Source organism: Pseudomonadota bacterium, from assembly GCA_038533575.1.
Lineage (GTDB): Bacteria > Pseudomonadota > Alphaproteobacteria > Rhodobacterales > Rhodobacteraceae > Shimia_B.
Map to the genome: position 1 here is coordinate 1,575,784 of JBCAYL010000001.1, position 15,823 is coordinate 1,591,606.

14 protein-coding genes and 1 tRNA gene are annotated in these 15,823 nt (G+C 66.3%); 6 read left to right on the plus strand and 9 right to left on the minus strand.

What is annotated here, in order from left to right; genetic code table 11:
- Window position 1 precedes the first annotated feature (1 nt).
- Together AAFM92_08030 and AAFM92_08035 are read left to right on the plus strand one after the other, a co-directional pair.
- Window positions 2–1,732: an ABC transporter ATP-binding protein gene (locus AAFM92_08030; protein ID MEL7300316.1), complete on the plus strand. Its 1,731-nt coding sequence runs from the start codon at window positions 2–4 to the stop codon at window positions 1,730–1,732.
- Window positions 1,729–2,454: a folate-binding protein gene (locus AAFM92_08035; GenBank protein ID MEL7300317.1), complete on the plus strand. Its 726-nt coding sequence runs from the start codon at window positions 1,729–1,731 to the stop codon at window positions 2,452–2,454. The genes AAFM92_08030 and AAFM92_08035 overlap by 4 nt, the downstream gene beginning before the upstream one ends.
- 98 nt (window positions 2,455–2,552) lie before the next feature.
- Here AAFM92_08035 and efp read toward each other — a convergent pair whose 3' ends face one another.
- Window positions 2,553–3,116: an elongation factor P gene (gene efp / locus AAFM92_08040; protein MEL7300318.1), complete on the minus strand. Its 564-nt coding sequence runs from the start codon at window positions 3,114–3,116 to the stop codon at window positions 2,553–2,555.
- A 213-nt stretch (window positions 3,117–3,329) separates the two neighbouring features.
- On the opposite strand from efp, the gene AAFM92_08045 reads away from it, so the two are divergent.
- Window positions 3,330–3,647, plus strand: a complete 318-nt coding sequence (locus AAFM92_08045; GenBank protein MEL7300319.1) for a DUF6280 family protein — start codon at window positions 3,330–3,332, stop codon at window positions 3,645–3,647.
- Window positions 3,648–3,708: 61 nt separating this feature from the next.
- Here AAFM92_08045 and AAFM92_08050 read toward each other — a convergent pair whose 3' ends face one another.
- On the minus strand, window positions 3,709–4,308 hold the full coding sequence (locus tag AAFM92_08050; GenBank protein ID MEL7300320.1) for a cobalamin biosynthesis protein CobQ: 600 nt from the start codon (window positions 4,306–4,308) through the stop codon (window positions 3,709–3,711).
- Here AAFM92_08050 and AAFM92_08055 point away from each other — a divergent pair.
- Window positions 4,307–5,749: a cobyric acid synthase gene (locus AAFM92_08055; GenBank protein ID MEL7300321.1), complete on the plus strand. Its 1,443-nt coding sequence runs from the start codon at window positions 4,307–4,309 to the stop codon at window positions 5,747–5,749. The genes AAFM92_08050 and AAFM92_08055 overlap by 2 nt on opposite strands.
- On the opposite strand, the gene AAFM92_08060 is transcribed toward AAFM92_08055, so the two are convergent.
- Both AAFM92_08060 and AAFM92_08065 read right to left on the minus strand, forming a co-directional pair.
- Complete coding sequence (locus AAFM92_08060) at window positions 5,746–6,918, minus strand: hypothetical protein (GenBank protein MEL7300322.1); 1,173 nt, start codon at window positions 6,916–6,918, stop codon at window positions 5,746–5,748. The genes AAFM92_08055 and AAFM92_08060 overlap by 4 nt on opposite strands.
- Window positions 6,919–6,989: 71 nt before the next feature.
- The gene (locus AAFM92_08065) at window positions 6,990–8,315 is read right to left on the minus strand and encodes a TolC family outer membrane protein (protein MEL7300323.1); all 1,326 of its coding nucleotides are present in this window, start codon (window positions 8,313–8,315) and stop codon (window positions 6,990–6,992) included.
- A gap of 324 nt (window positions 8,316–8,639) precedes the next feature.
- Here AAFM92_08065 and AAFM92_08070 point away from each other — a divergent pair.
- Both AAFM92_08070 and xylA read left to right on the plus strand, forming a co-directional pair.
- A tRNA-Cys gene (locus AAFM92_08070) sits at window positions 8,640–8,713 on the plus strand.
- A 77-nt stretch (window positions 8,714–8,790) separates the two neighbouring features.
- Complete coding sequence (gene xylA, locus AAFM92_08075; protein MEL7300324.1) at window positions 8,791–10,080, plus strand: xylose isomerase; 1,290 nt, start codon at window positions 8,791–8,793, stop codon at window positions 10,078–10,080.
- On the opposite strand, the gene AAFM92_08080 is transcribed toward xylA, so the two are convergent.
- From AAFM92_08080 to AAFM92_08100, 5 genes are all read right to left on the minus strand, one after another.
- Complete coding sequence (locus AAFM92_08080; protein ID MEL7300325.1) at window positions 10,077–11,339, minus strand: ABC transporter permease; 1,263 nt, start codon at window positions 11,337–11,339, stop codon at window positions 10,077–10,079. The genes xylA and AAFM92_08080 overlap by 4 nt on opposite strands.
- Window positions 11,336–12,001 (minus strand): ATP-binding cassette domain-containing protein, encoded by a 666-nt coding sequence (locus AAFM92_08085; protein MEL7300326.1) that lies wholly within the window; start codon window positions 11,999–12,001, stop codon window positions 11,336–11,338. Before AAFM92_08085 ends, AAFM92_08080 begins: the two co-directional genes overlap by 4 nt.
- Before the next feature lie 75 nt (window positions 12,002–12,076).
- Window positions 12,077–13,759, minus strand: coding sequence for a thiamine pyrophosphate-dependent enzyme (locus AAFM92_08090; GenBank protein MEL7300327.1), 1,683 nt, complete (start codon window positions 13,757–13,759; stop codon window positions 12,077–12,079).
- Between the two features lie 47 nt (window positions 13,760–13,806).
- Window positions 13,807–14,733, minus strand: a complete 927-nt coding sequence (locus AAFM92_08095; GenBank protein MEL7300328.1) for a hypothetical protein — start codon at window positions 14,731–14,733, stop codon at window positions 13,807–13,809.
- Window positions 14,734–14,737: 4 nt separating this feature from the next.
- Entirely contained in the window at window positions 14,738–15,628 is an 891-nt protein-coding gene (locus AAFM92_08100; protein MEL7300329.1) for a sugar nucleotide-binding protein, read from the minus strand.
- Window positions 15,629–15,823 lie beyond the last annotated feature (195 nt).

Here is a 15,823-nt window from a genome sequence, read left to right on the forward strand (position 1 = left end):
GATGAGCGACACTGCCCGCTTGCGCTGGCTTTGGCGCAGCTATGGGCGTCGGCACCTGCCCCTGCTCCTCCTCGCGATCTTTCTCATGTCTATCGAGGGCTCGATCCTCGGGGCTGTGAGCCTCTTGATGGAGCCCATGTTCGATCGCGTTTTCGTGGAGGGTTCCACCTCCGCGCTCATCTTCGTGGGGGGCGGATTTTTCGCGCTCTTTACGCTGCGCGCGCTCACATCCTCGGCCCAACGCGTGCTGATGACGGTCATCGGCCTCCGCGTTTCGGCCTCCATCCGGCTCGACCTCCTCAACCACACCATGGGCCTCGACGGAGATTTTCACTCGACGCATCCGCCCGGCTACATGATCGAGCGCGTGAAGGGAGATACCGGCGTCGTTGTCGCAAACGGCAAGTCCATCGTGACGGGCGTCGGGCGTGACATCATCTCGCTCATCGTCCTCTTCGGCGTCGCCATCAGCGTGGACCCAGTTTGGACGGCCGTGGCGCTCATCGGCATTCCCCTGCTCTTTGCCCCCGCAATCGCGATCCAGAAGTTCATCCGAGACCGCTCAACGCGCGCCCGGGAGGCCGCCGCGCGCATGGCCTTGCGGCTCGACGAGGTCTTTCATGGCATCAACACGGTCAAGCTTTCCAGGCTCGAGCGATACCAATCTGACCGCTACCAGGGCGCCACCGACACATTCAACCGCTCCGAGACCGAGAGCGAGCTCGGGCGCGCCATGATCCCCGGCCTGATCGACGTGCTCACAGGCGTGGGCATCCTCGGGGTGCTGGCCTATGGCGGCGGCGAGATCGTGAGCGGCGAGAAGACCGTCGGCCAGTTCATGTCCTTTTTCACCGCCATCGCTCTCGCCTTCGAACCGGTGCGCCGCTTGGGCAACCTTTCAGGCGCGTCGAAGACGCTGGCCGCGAGCCTCGAGCGGATCCAAACGATCTTCTCGACGAGACCGACCCTGACCATTCCGGCCAACCCGAAGCCCGCCCAAGCAGGCGAGATCCGCTTCGAGGACGTGCACGTGGCCTACGGCGAAACGCATGCGCTCGACGGTTTGAGCCTCAGGGCTGCAGAGGGAAAGGTGACCGCGCTCGTCGGGGCCTCGGGCGCGGGCAAGAGCACGGTCTTCAACGCCCTCACCCGCCTCTCCCCGCTCACCAGCGGCCGGGTGAGCGTCAATGGCACAGACATCACCGAGGTTCTGCCCTCGGACCTCCGCGGGCTCATCTCGGTCGTCAGCCAGGACGCGTTGCTCTTCGACGATACGCTGCGAGAGAACATCACCTTCGGCCTGCCGATTGAGGACGATCAGCTCGAGCAGGCGCTCGAAGCGGCCCACGTGGCAGATTTCCTGCCAAAGCTGCCCGCGGGCCTTGAAAGCCCCGCCGGGCCGCGCGGCTCGAACCTCTCCGGCGGCCAGCGTCAGCGGGTCTCGATCGCTCGCGCCCTCCTCAAGGATGCGCCGATCCTCCTCCTCGACGAGGCCACCTCCGCCCTCGACGCCGAGAGCGAGCTCAAGGTGCAGGAGGCGCTGTCCCGGCTCAGCACCGGGCGGACGACGCTCGTCATCGCGCACCGCCTCTCCACCATCCGGGATGCCGACCGCATCGTGGTGATGGACCGCGGACGCGCCGTCGAAGAGGGCACCCATGAAGAGCTGCTCGCCCTGGGCGGGGCCTATGCCCGCCTCCACGCGCTCCAGTTCCGGGAGGAAGGGGCGTGACGCGCAAGCTCATCCGCGTCAGCGGGGCCGACCGGGTCGATTTCCTCGAGAACCTCGTGACGAACCACGTGACCGGCCACGAGGACGGGCTTGTCTATTCCGCCCTGCTCACGCCCCAGGGGAAGCTCATCGCGGATTTCTTCCTCGTACCTGATGACGATACGATCCTCATCGACGTGGACAGCGGCGTCGCGCAGGCGCTGGCACAGCGGCTCACCATGTACAAGCTCCGGGCTGACGTCTCCCTCGATTGGGATCCCCGCGAGGTCGCGCAGGGGGCGGGCCCGATGCCCGAGGGCGCCTTTCCCGATCCGCGCCACGCCACCCTCGGCTGGCGCCAGTACGGCGCGACGCCTGCAACGCTCGAGGATTGGGACGCCCGCCGCGTGGCGGCCTGCATTCCCGAATGGGGCGCGGAGCTCACCGCCGACACCTTCATCCTCGAAGCCGGGTTCGAACGCCTCTCCGGCGTGGATTTCCGCAAGGGCTGCTATGTGGGCCAGGAGGTCACGGCCCGCATGAAGCACAAGACCGAGCTGCAGAAGGGCTTCGTCCGCGTTCGCGTCGAGGGCCCCGCCACGCCGGGCACGGAGATCACCTCCCAAGGCAAACCCGCGGGGACGCTTCACACGCGGGTGGGCGACGAGGCCATCGCCTTTCTGCGGTTCAAGCGCGTTTCAGATGAGATGTCGGCAGGCTACGCAAGCGTCACGCGCCTCTAAGAGGGCCGCAAAAATAGGAGCGCAAGGCACGGCTTCTTTGTGCCCCGTACCTCCGCCGGAGGCATCCGCTCGCGCAAGGAGCGCGGAGGTCAGCAAGTTTAGGCGCGTTCGGAGTATTCCATCGTCTCGGTGTTCACGACGATCATCTCGTCCTGCCCCACGAAGGGCGGCACCATCACTTTCACACCATTGTCGAGGATCGCGGGCTTGAACGAATTGGCGGCGGTCTGCCCTTTCACGACGGGTTCGGTCTCCACCACCTGGCAGGTGACCTTCTGGGGCACCGTCGCGTTGAGCGCCTCGCTTTCGTAATACTCGATCTGCACTGTCATGCCGTCCTGCAGGAACGGACGACGATCACCGAGGATCTCGGACGGAAGCTCGATCTGCTCGTAGCTTTCCATGTCCATGAAGACGAGCATCCCGTCGGTCTCGTAGAGGAATTGCTGGTCCTTCTGCTCGAGGCGCACGCGCTCCACCTTGTCGGCGCTTCTGAACCGCTCGTTGAGCTTCGAGCCGTTGCGCAGGTTGCGCAGCTCGACCTGCGCGAAGGCACCGCCCTTGCCGGGCTTCACATGATCGACTTTCACAGCGGACCACAGCCCATCATTGTGCTCGAGCACGTTTCCAGGACGGATCTCGTTTCCGTTGATTTTCGGCATGTGTCAAAACCGCGACGAAAGGTTGAAGGAAGTGTGAACGTGCCTATATCTCCCGCCAGTGCCGGAGACAAGCGCTCCCATTTGTATGCGAAAACGGGAAGTCATGCGCTCATCGCATGGCTGGCATGCAATAAACTCTCCCCCGAATCGGGAGCAATCCGGCATACAGGGCGGACGCTGCCAGACCGCAAGAGCAATAATGAAGGACGCACGATGATCGATTTCGTCGACGGGACTGCTTTTAATAACGAACAAGGTAACCGCGCGCGCAAGCTGTTCGCCGCCGTGGTCCTTGCTGCTTTGGACGATGCCATCGCAGATGACAAGAAGTACGGGAATGGCCCCGAGCAAATTGCTCGCTGGGCACGCTCGCGTGACGGTCGCGAAGTGCTTTCCTGCGCGGGGATCGACCCCAACGAGCGTGTTGTAGATGGTCTGATGGAATTCGTGTCCAAAGGCGTGCGCACCTCCGTCGCGCTGAGCCGCGAGGAAAGCGAGCGTCGCGCTGCAGCGCAGGCGGAAGCCGCGTAACGCGACGACACACCGTTTTAAAGAAGCGCGCCCCGGGCTCCCCGCGGGCGCGTTTTTCATTTCAGAAGAAGACGTACCACGCAAAGAATGGCACCACCTGCAGGCTTGCAAGCAAGAGGAAGCCTGCCCGCCACAGCCAGGAGTGATAGCGCCAGAGGAGATACGCGGTCAGCACGAGGACGAGCCCGAGCTCGATCACGCCCACGACTTGCGCACCGCTGGCGCTGTCCCAGTAGGAAATCGGCGAGAAGAACTTCCAGTCCGTCAGCGGCCAGAAATGCATCCGCGCATCTTCGTTGTGGAGCGGGAAGTCGAAGGCGATGTGAAGGAGCGCCGCGCCACTGAGTGCGATGGCCCAGCCGGAGCGAAGCCAAAGGGCGAGCCCCAGCGCGATCCCCCAGAGCACGAACGAATTGTCGACGGCAAAAACCCGCTGCCAGGCCTCCGAAAAATAGAGCTGCCCGAAGACGATGTCGGGCGACGTCCCGAGCACGAGGAGGTGCCATCCCGCCAAAAGGTAGAGCGAGAGATCAGGGAGCGTGGCGCCCAGAAGCGCTGCCCATGTCACCTGGGCCTCCAGGGGCTTGCCAAAGGCTGCGGCCCCCATGATGAGATGCGCGGGTGTGTTCATGGCGCGGAGCCTAGGGGAGAGTTCGAGCATGGCCAAGGCGCTGATGATCCAGGGAGCCGGATCGAATGTCGGCAAGTCGGTGCTCGTGGCCGGGCTGGTGCGGGTGCTCCACCGCAGGGGCCAGCGCGTGGCCCCCTTCAAGCCCCAGAACATGTCCAACAATGCGGCCGTGACGGAAGATGGCGGCGAGATCGGGCGCGCGCAGGCGCTCCAGGCGCGTGCGGGTGGCATTCTCCCCCGCGTCGACATGAACCCCGTCCTCCTGAAACCCGAGAGCGAGATCGGCGCGCAGGTCATCGTGCAGGGTCAGCGCCTCACGACAGCAAAGGCGCGGGATTACGCGAAGCTGAAGCCGACGCTCCTGCCCCGGGTGCTAGAGAGCTTTCATCGGCTCGCGGCGGGTTTTGACTGGATCATCGTCGAAGGAGCGGGCTCGCCGGCCGAGGTGAACCTTCGGCCGGGCGATATCGCGAACATGGGCTTTGCGGAGTCGGCGGAGGTGCCCGTCATCCTCATCGGAGACATCGACCGCGGCGGCGTCATTGCCCAGCTCGTGGGCACGCAGGCCGTGCTCCCCGGCCCGGACGCTGCACGCATCAAGGGCTTTGCGGTCAACAAGTTTCGAGGCGACCCTACCCTCTTCCATGACGGCATGACCATGATCGCCGAGGCCACGGGCTGGGCCCCGCTCGGCATTATTCCCTGGTTCGGCATGGCCTCGAAGCTCCCCGCAGAAGACATCCTCGATATCGCCAGCTCCTCCGGCGAGGGCGTGAAGATCGCGGTGCCTCGCCTGCCCCGCATCGCGAATTTCGACGATCTGGACCCGCTCTCCGCCGAGCCCGGCGTCGAGGTGGACATCGTGGAGCCCGGCCGGGCTCTGCCCGGAGACGCCGCCGCGATCATCCTGCCGGGCTCGAAATCCACGATCGCGGACCTCGCGGCGCTCCGCACCGAAGGGTGGGACGTGGACATCACCGCCCATATTCGCCGAGGGGGCCATGTCCTCGGCATCTGTGGCGGCTACCAGATGATGGGCAACACGATCCATGATCCGGCGGGCCTCGAAGGATCGCCGCAAAGTGTCTCCGGCCTCGGCCTCCTCGATGTGGACACGGTCATGGAGCCCATGAAGCGCCTCGCACTCTCACAAGCATCGACCCGGGACGGCACGGCGATCTGGGGCTACGAAATCCACCTCGGCAAGACGGAAGGTCGCGCACAGTCCTGGCTGGAGCTGGACGGTCGCCCCGAGGGCGCCTCCGCCAAGGGCGGGCGGCTCCGCGGCTGCTACATCCACGGTCTTTTCACGAGCGATGCGTTCCGCGCGGAATGGCTGGCCGATATTGGCGGGCAGTCAGCGCTTTCGAACTACGAGGATACCGTGGAAGACACGCTGAATGCGCTCGCGGATCACCTCGAGGCAGCGCTCGATCTCGACGCCCTCTTCGCGCTCGCGGCGGACGTCTAGATCAGGTCCTGGCCCGCAAGGGCACGGTTGATCTCGCGTCGCACCAGCTTCCGGACATTGCGGGTGATGCGTTCGCCCAGCTCGCCCTGAAGCTCGGTGCGGACGATCTCGGTCACCATCTCGCGCAGTTGCTCTTCGTCGATCTGCGCGGCTGGGGACGCGGGGGCGTCGACGCCCTCGAAATCCGTGAAATGGTCGTCTTGGTCGCTGTCGAAAGGCGGCTCCGGGGCGCGGAAGGCCTCCGCCTCGTCCTCATCCTCGGCGTGCTCGAAGTCCATCGGCGCGCTGGCCGGCTCATCCGCGTCTGTGCCGTCCTCGTCCGAGACGTCTTCCCAAGGGACGCCGGCGACCGCTTCGTGGACGTCACCCTGCTCATCGTCGTCGGAGACCTCTTCGTCCACTTGAGGTGCAAATGACGGGGACAGGGTATCGAGACCCGTGTCGTAGTCGCCATCGAAGTCTTCGGCGCTTGCATCGGAGGCGCGCGTCACGAGCCGCAGGCCCTCGAGGGATGAGCGTGGCGCCGCAGGAGCCGTGGGCTCGGCATCCGCTTGCTCCGGCTCCTCGTTTTCCCCCGCCGCATGCGCTTCATCGGGGGCGTCGGCGAATTCGGGTTCGGCCTCTGCCGCGACGCTCTCCTCAAACTCGCCGTCGGCAGCGCGCCCGACAACGCGGGCGTCCCAGTCGATATCCTGAAGTCCGGCGAGGGTGTCATCCTTCGCCCCGTCCCCGTCTTCGGGCGCGGCGCTCATCGACGCCTCGAGCTCCTCGATCGCCCGCTCGAGCTCCGTGCGGACAACGTGGCTGGTGCGAAACACGAGTGCATCCTGCCCGGCATCCATTTCGGGCACGTCCTCTGGGGGCAGATCGTCGACCATGTCCTCGACCGGCTCGACTTGAACCGCGTCGTCATGCGAGTCGGCTTCCTGATCATCCAGGAGCACTGTCTCGGTGGGCTCGTCCGGCTCGGCTTCGGGGGTCTCCTCCTCTTCCGGCTCGACCGCGCCAGCCGCGTCCCCCTTGGGCTCGGCCACGCGTTGCGACTCCGTGAGAATGAGCGCATCGGGCGCAGGCGGCGTCTCCTGCCGCGGCGCGTTGTCCTGGGAAACAAGCCGTCGAATGGACGAAAGCACGTCCTCAATGTCCACGTTTGTCACGGGATCGCTCATCGTCGCACCACTTTTTGCCTCGCCAAGACGCTACGCCAAAGCGCCATACCGCACAACAGATACGAAAAGTCTTAGTTTTTTCCGAGGCTTTCGAGCACGCGGTCCAGCCGTTCGCCCACGGCGGAGCCCGGGGCATATTGCGGCGCGTTCCGCACCAGCTCGTAATAGGCCGCCGGATCGTAAAGCTGCACGGGCAGCCCGAGATCCTTTGCCGTCAGCCGACCGATGGCCTGCATGATCCCGTAGGCCGCGCGGAACTCTGCCGCGGCGGCGGTGACACGCGCCGCGCGCGCATCAAGAAGCTCCTGCTCGGCGTCTAGCACGTCCAGCGTCGTCCGGGCGCCAAGGGTGGCTTCTTCACGCACGCCCCGGAATGCCACGGTCGCGGCGCGGATCTGCTCATCGCTGGCCACGAGGCTCGCCCGCGCCACCGCGAGACGCGCATAGGCGCTCTCCACGTTTTGATCGACCAGGAGGTGCGCCTGATGCAGGTCAGCGCGGGCCTGATCGAGCGACGCTTGCGCCTGCCGTATCAGGGAATTGATCCGCCCGCCCTGGGAGATGGGTCCTCTGAGCGCCAAGCCGAGCTGCGTCGTGGAATCGAAATTGTCGCCCTCATCGAGGTCGAAAGACAGCGAAAGATCACCCGCGAGCGTTGGCTGCAAAAGCCGCTTCGCCCGCTCGAGACCGAGCTCGTTCGCCGTGATCTGGTTGCGCGCCTGAAGGATATCGGGGGCCGTCCGGCGCGCGATCGCCTTCGCCTCCGCGACTGTCGCCGGGATGGCCGGAAGCCGTGTCGGCTGGGTAAGATTGCCGGGAGCGCGCCCCACGGCCTCGCGAAACTGGGCGACCGCGATTGAGAGTTCTCCCTGCGCCGTCGCAAGACTTGAGCGGGCGGCGGCCAAGCGGCTTTGGGCAATCGCCACATCGGTCCGAGTGACCTCACCGACCTCGAACCGGTCCTCTGCGGCGCGCAATTCCTGCGTGATGAGGCGCACGTTGTTTTCGCGCAGGGCCACGGTTTCGAAGCCTTCCCGCACATCGAAGAAGGCAGTCACAGAATTGAACAAGACCTGGCTTTCCACGCGAAGCAGCGATTGGCGCGTCGCGAGGACGAGCTCTTTTTGCGTCTCGACGGTGAGAGCGTTGCGGCCAAAATCGAAGAGGGTCAGATCGAGCGACAGGGCAAAGGTCGAGTTGACCTCGTCCTGGAACACGGTCGGGTTGGTGTAGGTCGTTTGCAGCGCATAGCCGATCTGCGGCCGCAACACCGATACGGCCTGGGCCACGTCTTCATCGGCGGCGCGCAGCACCGCCCGGTTACGCTCGAGAAGGCCGGAATTCCGGTAGGTGTCCGCGAGGCTTTGGGTGATGGTCTCCGCGCTCGCCGGAGCCACAGCCGCAACGGAGAGGCCAGCCACCAATGCCGCAAGGTGCGTGGGGCGTCGGCACAGGCGTGCCGCGCGCTGCAAAGCCATTGAGATCATTGGTTTCCTCGCCAGATGAACAATACGGACGTGATACGCTTTGAGGCCACGCATCAGCGCGGAAACCGTTGCACAGGGGCCATCGCCCCGCAACACCGCTGCACGCGCAAAGCGGCTCTTTCTGTGCCAGTGTGACCTCCACACTCCTTGATGGTCTCGAAACAGGCAGGCCGACGCGGAGGCTCGCCGCTTTCGCTTGCGCTCGAGGGGCCATTCCACTACCTCGCACAGCGCGGCGTCATGGCGGAGTGGTTACGCAGCGGATTGCAAATCCGTGCACCCCGGTTCGATTCCGGGTGACGCCTCCATCCTCCAACTCCAAGAACCTGCGGCGCTGGACAGGCGCCCCCTGCCCGTGCTCCCGTCCGCGCAAGGGAGGACCGCCATGTCAGATTTCTTCGCCCATTGCCCGCCGATCGCTTTCGAAGGGCCGGACACCGAGAACGAGTTCGCTTTTCGCCACTATGACGCGTCGGCCCGCATCTTGGGGAAATCCATGGCCGAGCACCTGCGCTTCGCGGTGGCCTATTGGCACTCTTTTGCCTGGCCGGGCGGCGACCCGTTCGGCGGACAGACCTTCGAACGCCCCTGGTTCGGGGACACCATGGACCACGCGAAGCTCAAGGCAGACGTGGCCTTTGACATGTTCGCCCGCCTCGGCGTTCCGTACTTCTGCTTTCACGACGCCGATGTGCGCCCCGAGGGCGCGACCTTCGCGGAGAGCGAGGCGCGCCTGAAGGAGATGACAGATGTCTTCGCGGCCAAGATCGAGGAGACGGGGGTCGGGCTCCTCTGGGGCACGGCGAACCTATTTTCGCACCGCCGCTTCATGGCTGGCGCGGCCACCAACCCCGATCCCGAGGTCTACGCCTACGCGGCGGCCACCGTCAAAAGCTGCATGGACGCCACGAAAGCGCTCGGTGGGCAGAATTACGTGCTCTGGGGTGGGCGCGAGGGGTATGAGACGCTCCTCAACACCGACCTCGCCCGCGAACGCGCGCAGGCGGGCGCGTTCCTGAGCCGTGTCATCGAGTACAAGCACAAGATCGGGTTCACCGGGACGATCCTGATCGAACCGAAGCCCCAGGAGCCCACCAAGCACCAATACGACTACGATGTCGCGACCGTTTACGGCTTCCTCAAGGAGTTCGGCCTCGAGAGTGAGGTGAAGGTCAACATCGAGCAAGGTCACGCGATCCTCGCGGGGCATTCCTTCGAGCACGAGCTCGCGCTCGCGGCCTCCCTCGGCATCCTCGGCTCGGTGGACATGAACCGGAACGACTATCAATCCGGCTGGGACACCGACCAATTCCCCGACAATCCGCGCGAGATCGCCCTGGCCTATTACGAGATCCTGAAAGCGGGTGGCTTCACGACGGGGGGCACGAATTTCGATGCAAAGCTGCGGCGCCAGTCACTCGATCCCGAGGATCTGCTGCTCGCCCATGTCGGCGCCATGGATACCTGCGCGCGGGGGCTGAAGGCCGCCGCCGCGATGCTCGAGGATGGCGGTCTCGAAGAGATGCGCGCCGCGCGATACGCGGGTTACGAACGCTTTGATCCCACACAGGAGAGCCTTGGCGACCTGCACGCGCGCATGCTCGAAGCGCCCGCCCCTGAGCCGAAATCCGGTCGGCAGGAAAGGCTGGAAAACTACGTCAGCCGCTTCGTCTAGCGCGCCGCCGCGCGGAGACCGATGGCGCTGGACGCCAGTGAAAGCAGCAGGACAATGGAGAGGAAGATGCCAGCGGCATGGGCTTCCTCCCAGCCAAGGCGGGCGGTGATGAGCGTATTCGTCTGTGCGGTGGCCAGGGCCGCGAATGTCCGCGCGGCAAGGTAGCCCAGCGCGACGCCGAGCACCGTGCCCGCCGTGAGGAGCGCGGCCGCATAGGCCCAGATCACGGCAAGCTGGAAGCGGACCGGTGCCCCGAGGATGGATAGAAGCTCGATCTGGCGGGCAAAGAGCTTCGTGAGCACGAAGAGCGCGGTGAGGACACCGATGACGATGATGACCTGCGTGATCGTCACGAGCGCGCCCATGGCGGCGCGCGCGTCCCCCAAGATGCTGTAAAGATTTGCCAATTCCGTCCCGGGAAAGATCGCCATGAGGGCCTCTTCGGCATCGAAACGCGCGCGGAGCGCATAGGCGGCCGAAAGGCTCTCCGGCTTCACCACGATGGCCGGTGTCCCGGGAAAGAAACGCGCATCGAAGGGCGGGCCGAGCCAGTCATTTCCTGGCGCGTGCCCCGCGGCAAGACCGTGGGTGAGCCAGACGCCTTCGATCGGGGTCAGGAGCGCGTGATCCCACGGTGCGCCCGTCACCGACAGCCGGCCGACCACGGTGAGGGTGTCCCCGTGCAGCCCTTCCTCGGCGCTCTCGCCGAATCCGTGGGCGGGCTCGAAGCGCGCGCCGATCTCGATGGGATTGAGCGCCCCTGCGATCACGTCGAAGGGCTGCTCAAATCCGCGCCCCTCCAAAAGGACACCGCCCGACATGTGCTCCACGAGTTCCATGGTCGTCCCGATAATGGGCGCGCCCTCATGGCTGTCGCCAAATCCGAGCGGTGCGGCGAATTCGACGCCCGCGCTCTCCGCCACGGCGACGAAATCCTGCCCGCCCACAAGCCCCACATCCGAGGGCTCCGCGAACACGGATGCAAAGAGGAGCGTCAGCTCGCTACCGGGCGCGCCGATGACGAGGTCGAACTTGTCAGCGGCCCGCGCCGTCCCCTCGCGCACCGCCCGTTCCACGGCTGTCACTCCGATGCCCATGGACGTGGCGACCGCAATCAAAAGGACAAAGACGACGTTGATCCAGCGGTACCGCTTGAGAAGCGCCCCCACGAGGGGCCACGGCCTGAACCCGCGCAGGAGCACGACGCCGAGGGCCAGCCCGGGCAGGAGGACGGCAAGAAGCACCGCCGCGTTGCTCACGTGGCCAGCCTTCCGTGATCGAGGGTGACCACGCTCTCCATCCGCGTCAGCACGGCCGGGTCGTGGCTGACCACGATGAGGGTGGCGTCGCGCGCGCGCACTTCGCCAAGAAGCGTGTCGATGAGAGCCGCCCCCGCCACGGCGGGAAGGCTCGCAGTCGGCTCATCGGCGAGAATGATGTCAGGCCGGTGGGCCAGAGCGCGGGCAAGCGCCACGCGCTGCCGTTCACCGCCCGAAAAGCTCGCCACCGGTCGCTTCTCCTCCGTGATCTCGACCGTCTCGAGGAGCCCCTGCGCCGCGCGGGCAATCTCGCGACGTTCCGAGCGCGGACGAAAGAGCGCCTGGATCCCAGCATTCGATGGAGCCGAGAGCTCATCGAAGAGCAAATAATCCTGGAAGATCACCCCGATCCGTTCCGCGCGAAAGCGCGCGCGTGCGGGCGCTCGGCGGCTCAGAAGGTCCGTGTCGCCCCAGTGGATATCTCCCTCCGTCCGCTCTGCCCGGCCCATCAGCGCCTTGAGCAAGGTGGACTTTCCCGCGCCCGAGGCCCCTTGAATCCCGAGCGTCGCGCCCGCGGCGAGGCTGAGCTCCGGCACATCGAGGATCAAGCGGCCGGACCGCGCGAACACCTTGAGATCGCAGACTTTCAGAAATGCTGACACCTCGGGGGACCCTTCAGGCAGGTGATTGGTGGCGGAGGGTAACGCAGCCAAGATGGCAAACCAACCGAGAGGTGATCACTGTCCCCTGATCTGGCTCAAGGTCGCGCTTGGCGTCAGCGCCTCGATCCCGAGCACAAGCTCGATCACCGCCCCGCCGGGCGCGGCGAGCGCTGCATCGAGCGCTGGGGCGAAGGCCTCTGTTTCGCTCACGCGAACCCCGAGAAAGCCGTAAGCCTCCGCAAGCGCCGGGAAATCAGGGTTCTCAAGCTCCGTGCCCGAGACCCGCGCCGGGTACGTGCGTTCTTGGTGCATCCGGATCGTCCCGTAGGAGCCGTTGTTGACCACGAGGATCACGGGACATGCGCCGGCCTGCATCGCCGCGCCTAGCTCGTTGCACGTCATCTGGAAATCCCCGTCGCCTGCCATGCAGACGACCTGCCGCTCGGGATGGGCGATCTTTGCGGCGATGGCGGCCGGAATGCCATACCCCATGGCCCCCGATTGCGGCGCAAGGAGCCTCTGCCCTTGGCCAAAGCGGAAGAAGCGGTTGGTCCAGACAGCAAAGTTCCCCGCTCCGTTGGTCAAAATGGCATCGTCGTCGAGGCGTGCCTCGAGACGCGCGACCACCTCACGCATGTCGAGGGCGCCGGGCTGCGCAGGTGCAACGAGGCTCTCCTCGTAGGCGAGGCGCGCGGCAGGCTGGCCCCGATGGCGCACCCCCTTTAGCGCCCGGGCCATCTCGTTCGGGCCTGCATGGATGGCGATGTCCGGCTGGTATATCTTGCCCAGCTCGCCTGCGTCGGCGTGGCTGTGAATGATCGCCTGCCGCGGCACCGGCGCATCGAACAGCGTGTAGCCATCGGTCGTCATCTCCCCGAAGCGGATATTGAGCGCGAGGATCAGGTCGGCGTCGCGGATCAGCGCCTTGACCTGCGCTGTCATGCCCACGCCCGCGACCCCTGCAAAGTAGGGCGCGTGGTGATCGAGGAGATCGTGAAAGCGGAATGCGGCCAGCGCAGGGAGGCCCGCATCTGAGAGCCAGTCATGGAGGGCCGCGCGGCCTACGTCCGTCCAGCCGCCACCGCCGACTATCACGAGGGGGCGCTCCGCACCCTCTAGCCGGGATTTGACCGCGGAGAGATCGCCGGGCGACGCCTCGAGGCTCAAGGTGGACGGCGCAGCGAGCGGTGCGGCGTCCGTGAGCTCGACGAGCATGTCCTCGGGGAGCGCGATCACCACGGGCCCGGGGCGGCCCGTGGTCGCCACCCGCCAGGCGCGTGCGAGCACTTCCGGGATGCGCGCGGGATCGTCGATCTCGGTTGCCCATTTCGCCATGCGCCCGAACACCGCGCGGTAATCCAGCTCCTGAAAGGCCTCCCTGCCGCGCATCCAGCGCGCCACCTGGCCCACGAAGAGGATCATGGGCACGGAGCCTTGCATGGCCGTATGCACGCCGATGGAGGCGTTCGTCGCCCCCGGGCCCCGCGTGACCATGCAGATCCCCGGCTCCCCGGTGAGCTGGCCCCACGCGCAAGCCATGAAGGCCGCGCCGCCCTCGTGCCGGCTCAGTGTCAGCGAGATCGGGCTGTCATGCAGGGCATCGAGCACCGCCAGATAGCTTTCGCCCGGAACCCCGAAAGCCTGCCTTGCGCCAAGGGCCTCCATGCAAGCCACCAAGAGGGCGCCGCCGCTCCGCGTCGCTGCGCCCTGCGATGTCGCGCCGTCGCGCTCGTCGCTCTGTGTCTGATCTCGCGCCATGGCCGCACCCTATGCTCAAAGCCGAGGGAAGCGCCACCGCCACGCGCCTAGCCCGAAGAGATCGCCCGCAGCGGGATGATGCGCGGGTCGAAGATATCCGGAACGCCCTCGTTGAGCCGTCTCTCCAGAGCCTCGCCCAGCCGTGAGCCCGCGTGATGGATGGCGGCGTCCTGAAGCTCGGGCACGCCGATGAGGCCGCGCTCGAAGGCGGCCACTTCCGGCAGGCCGAAGAGGCCGCTGCCGGCCTTGCGCTGGCGCACGACGAAGCGATGCGCCTCGGTCACACCGGTATCTGGCCGTAGCTGGTGCCAGGCCGCCACCGCGGGCAGCGTGCCCGCGCGCAGCCCGCGCTCGCTCGCGTAAAGGCGCAGCAGCGCGGCCTGCCCCTCCTCCGAGGTGGAGGCCACGGACAGCCAGGAGGCAAAATCGAGGGCGCGGGGATCTAGGAATGTCAGGCCCAGCGCCGCCGCACCGCGCGACATGGCGCCCATGTCGGCACAGGGCGAGATATCGTTCACGAGCCCGAGCGCGTCCGCGGTGACGTGGATCCCGCGCCCTCCCCCGGTTGCCGGCGCGACGAAGACGGTCGCGCCGCGTTGCCGCGTGTCCTGCAATGCGAGCTCCAGCGGGTTCTTGGCGCTCAGGAAAAGGCCGAGCGGCGCGGCCATGAGAGGGCTGCCGAGGAGCTCCTGTCTTCCAGCGCGTAAGGCTTCGGGCAATCCGGGCTCGGAGCCGATCAAACGCACATTGATCCCGAGATCCCGCCCCATGCGTATGGCGGCCGTGACGGCGGCGTGCCGCGCCTCTGGCACCGCGACCGATACATCTTCTGCCCCGAGTGAAATCAGCAGGGCGAGCCCGTAGTCGAGAAGGCTCTGCTTCTGGACCTGCTGCAGGGGGTCCATCTTCTCCGAGGGCAGCCACAGAAGGCCTCGACGGGCGATGTATCTCTGGAATGTGGGCGCTCTTTTCATGTCTCTAGGCCGCCTTGCCCGCGGCACGACGCGCGTCCTGGAAGCGTCGCGCGGTGCGCGCCAGATCCGCGCGCCAATCTGGCGCGGCGATCCCGAAAACCTCCGACGTTCTCCGAGTGTCGAGCCGCCCGTTCAAAGGGCGCGGTGCAAGCCAAGGGACCGCCGACGCATGGTGCTGCGAGGTGATCTTCACATCGAGCCCCGCGGCGGCCACGGCCTCGCGCGCGACATCGGCGAGCGAAGCGGGCGCGTCCCCGGCGAAGTGATAGGTGCCGGAAAGGTCCGGCCTTTCAGCAAGTGTCTTGGCGATCTGCACGGCCGCCGCGGCTGCAGCGACCGCCGGTGTCGGCTGGGCGACGAGGTCGCCGCGCACCGCCAGCCGGTCTCTCGCACCGGCGGCGCGCAAAAGGGACCGCAGCACGTTGCGACCTTGCGCGCTGAAAAGCCAAGACGTGCGCAGAATGGCATGCACGCCGGCGGCGGCGCGCACCTGCTGCTCTCCGCGCAGGCGAGATCTGCCGAAGGCCTGGCACGGTGCCGTCGGGCTCTCCGGCGTCCATGGCGCGGACCCGTCCCCGGAAAAGACGAACTCGCTCGACATGTGGATGAACGGGATCCCGCGCGATGCGCAATGGCGGGCGAGGACACCGGGCGCCCGCCCGTTGACGAGAAAGGCACGCCCGCGCGATGTCTCGGCCCCGTCGATGTCGCCGTGGCAGGCCGCGTTGATGACCGCGGTCGGGGCGTGCTCCTCCATGCGCTGCACGCAGCGGCGCGCATCGGTGAGATCAGCCTGCTGACGCGACAGTACCGTGACCCCCGGCTGCCCGGACAAGGCGCGCCCGATCTGGCTGGTCGCCCCGAAGACGAGGAATCTGCCGTGCGGAGCGGTCATTCAACACCGCCTCGACCTGCCCGGGCGCGTGCGCCGGGACGCACCGGAGCGATTTTCGCAACGCACGTCACGGGTTAAGCCGATCTGAAAACACCCCGGGAGCTCGCTCCCGACCCCGAAAATCCACCTGCATGACCTCCGTCCCTCGATATTTCGAGAACCGTATGCCCTGGCGGATGAATCGCGGGTTAAGCC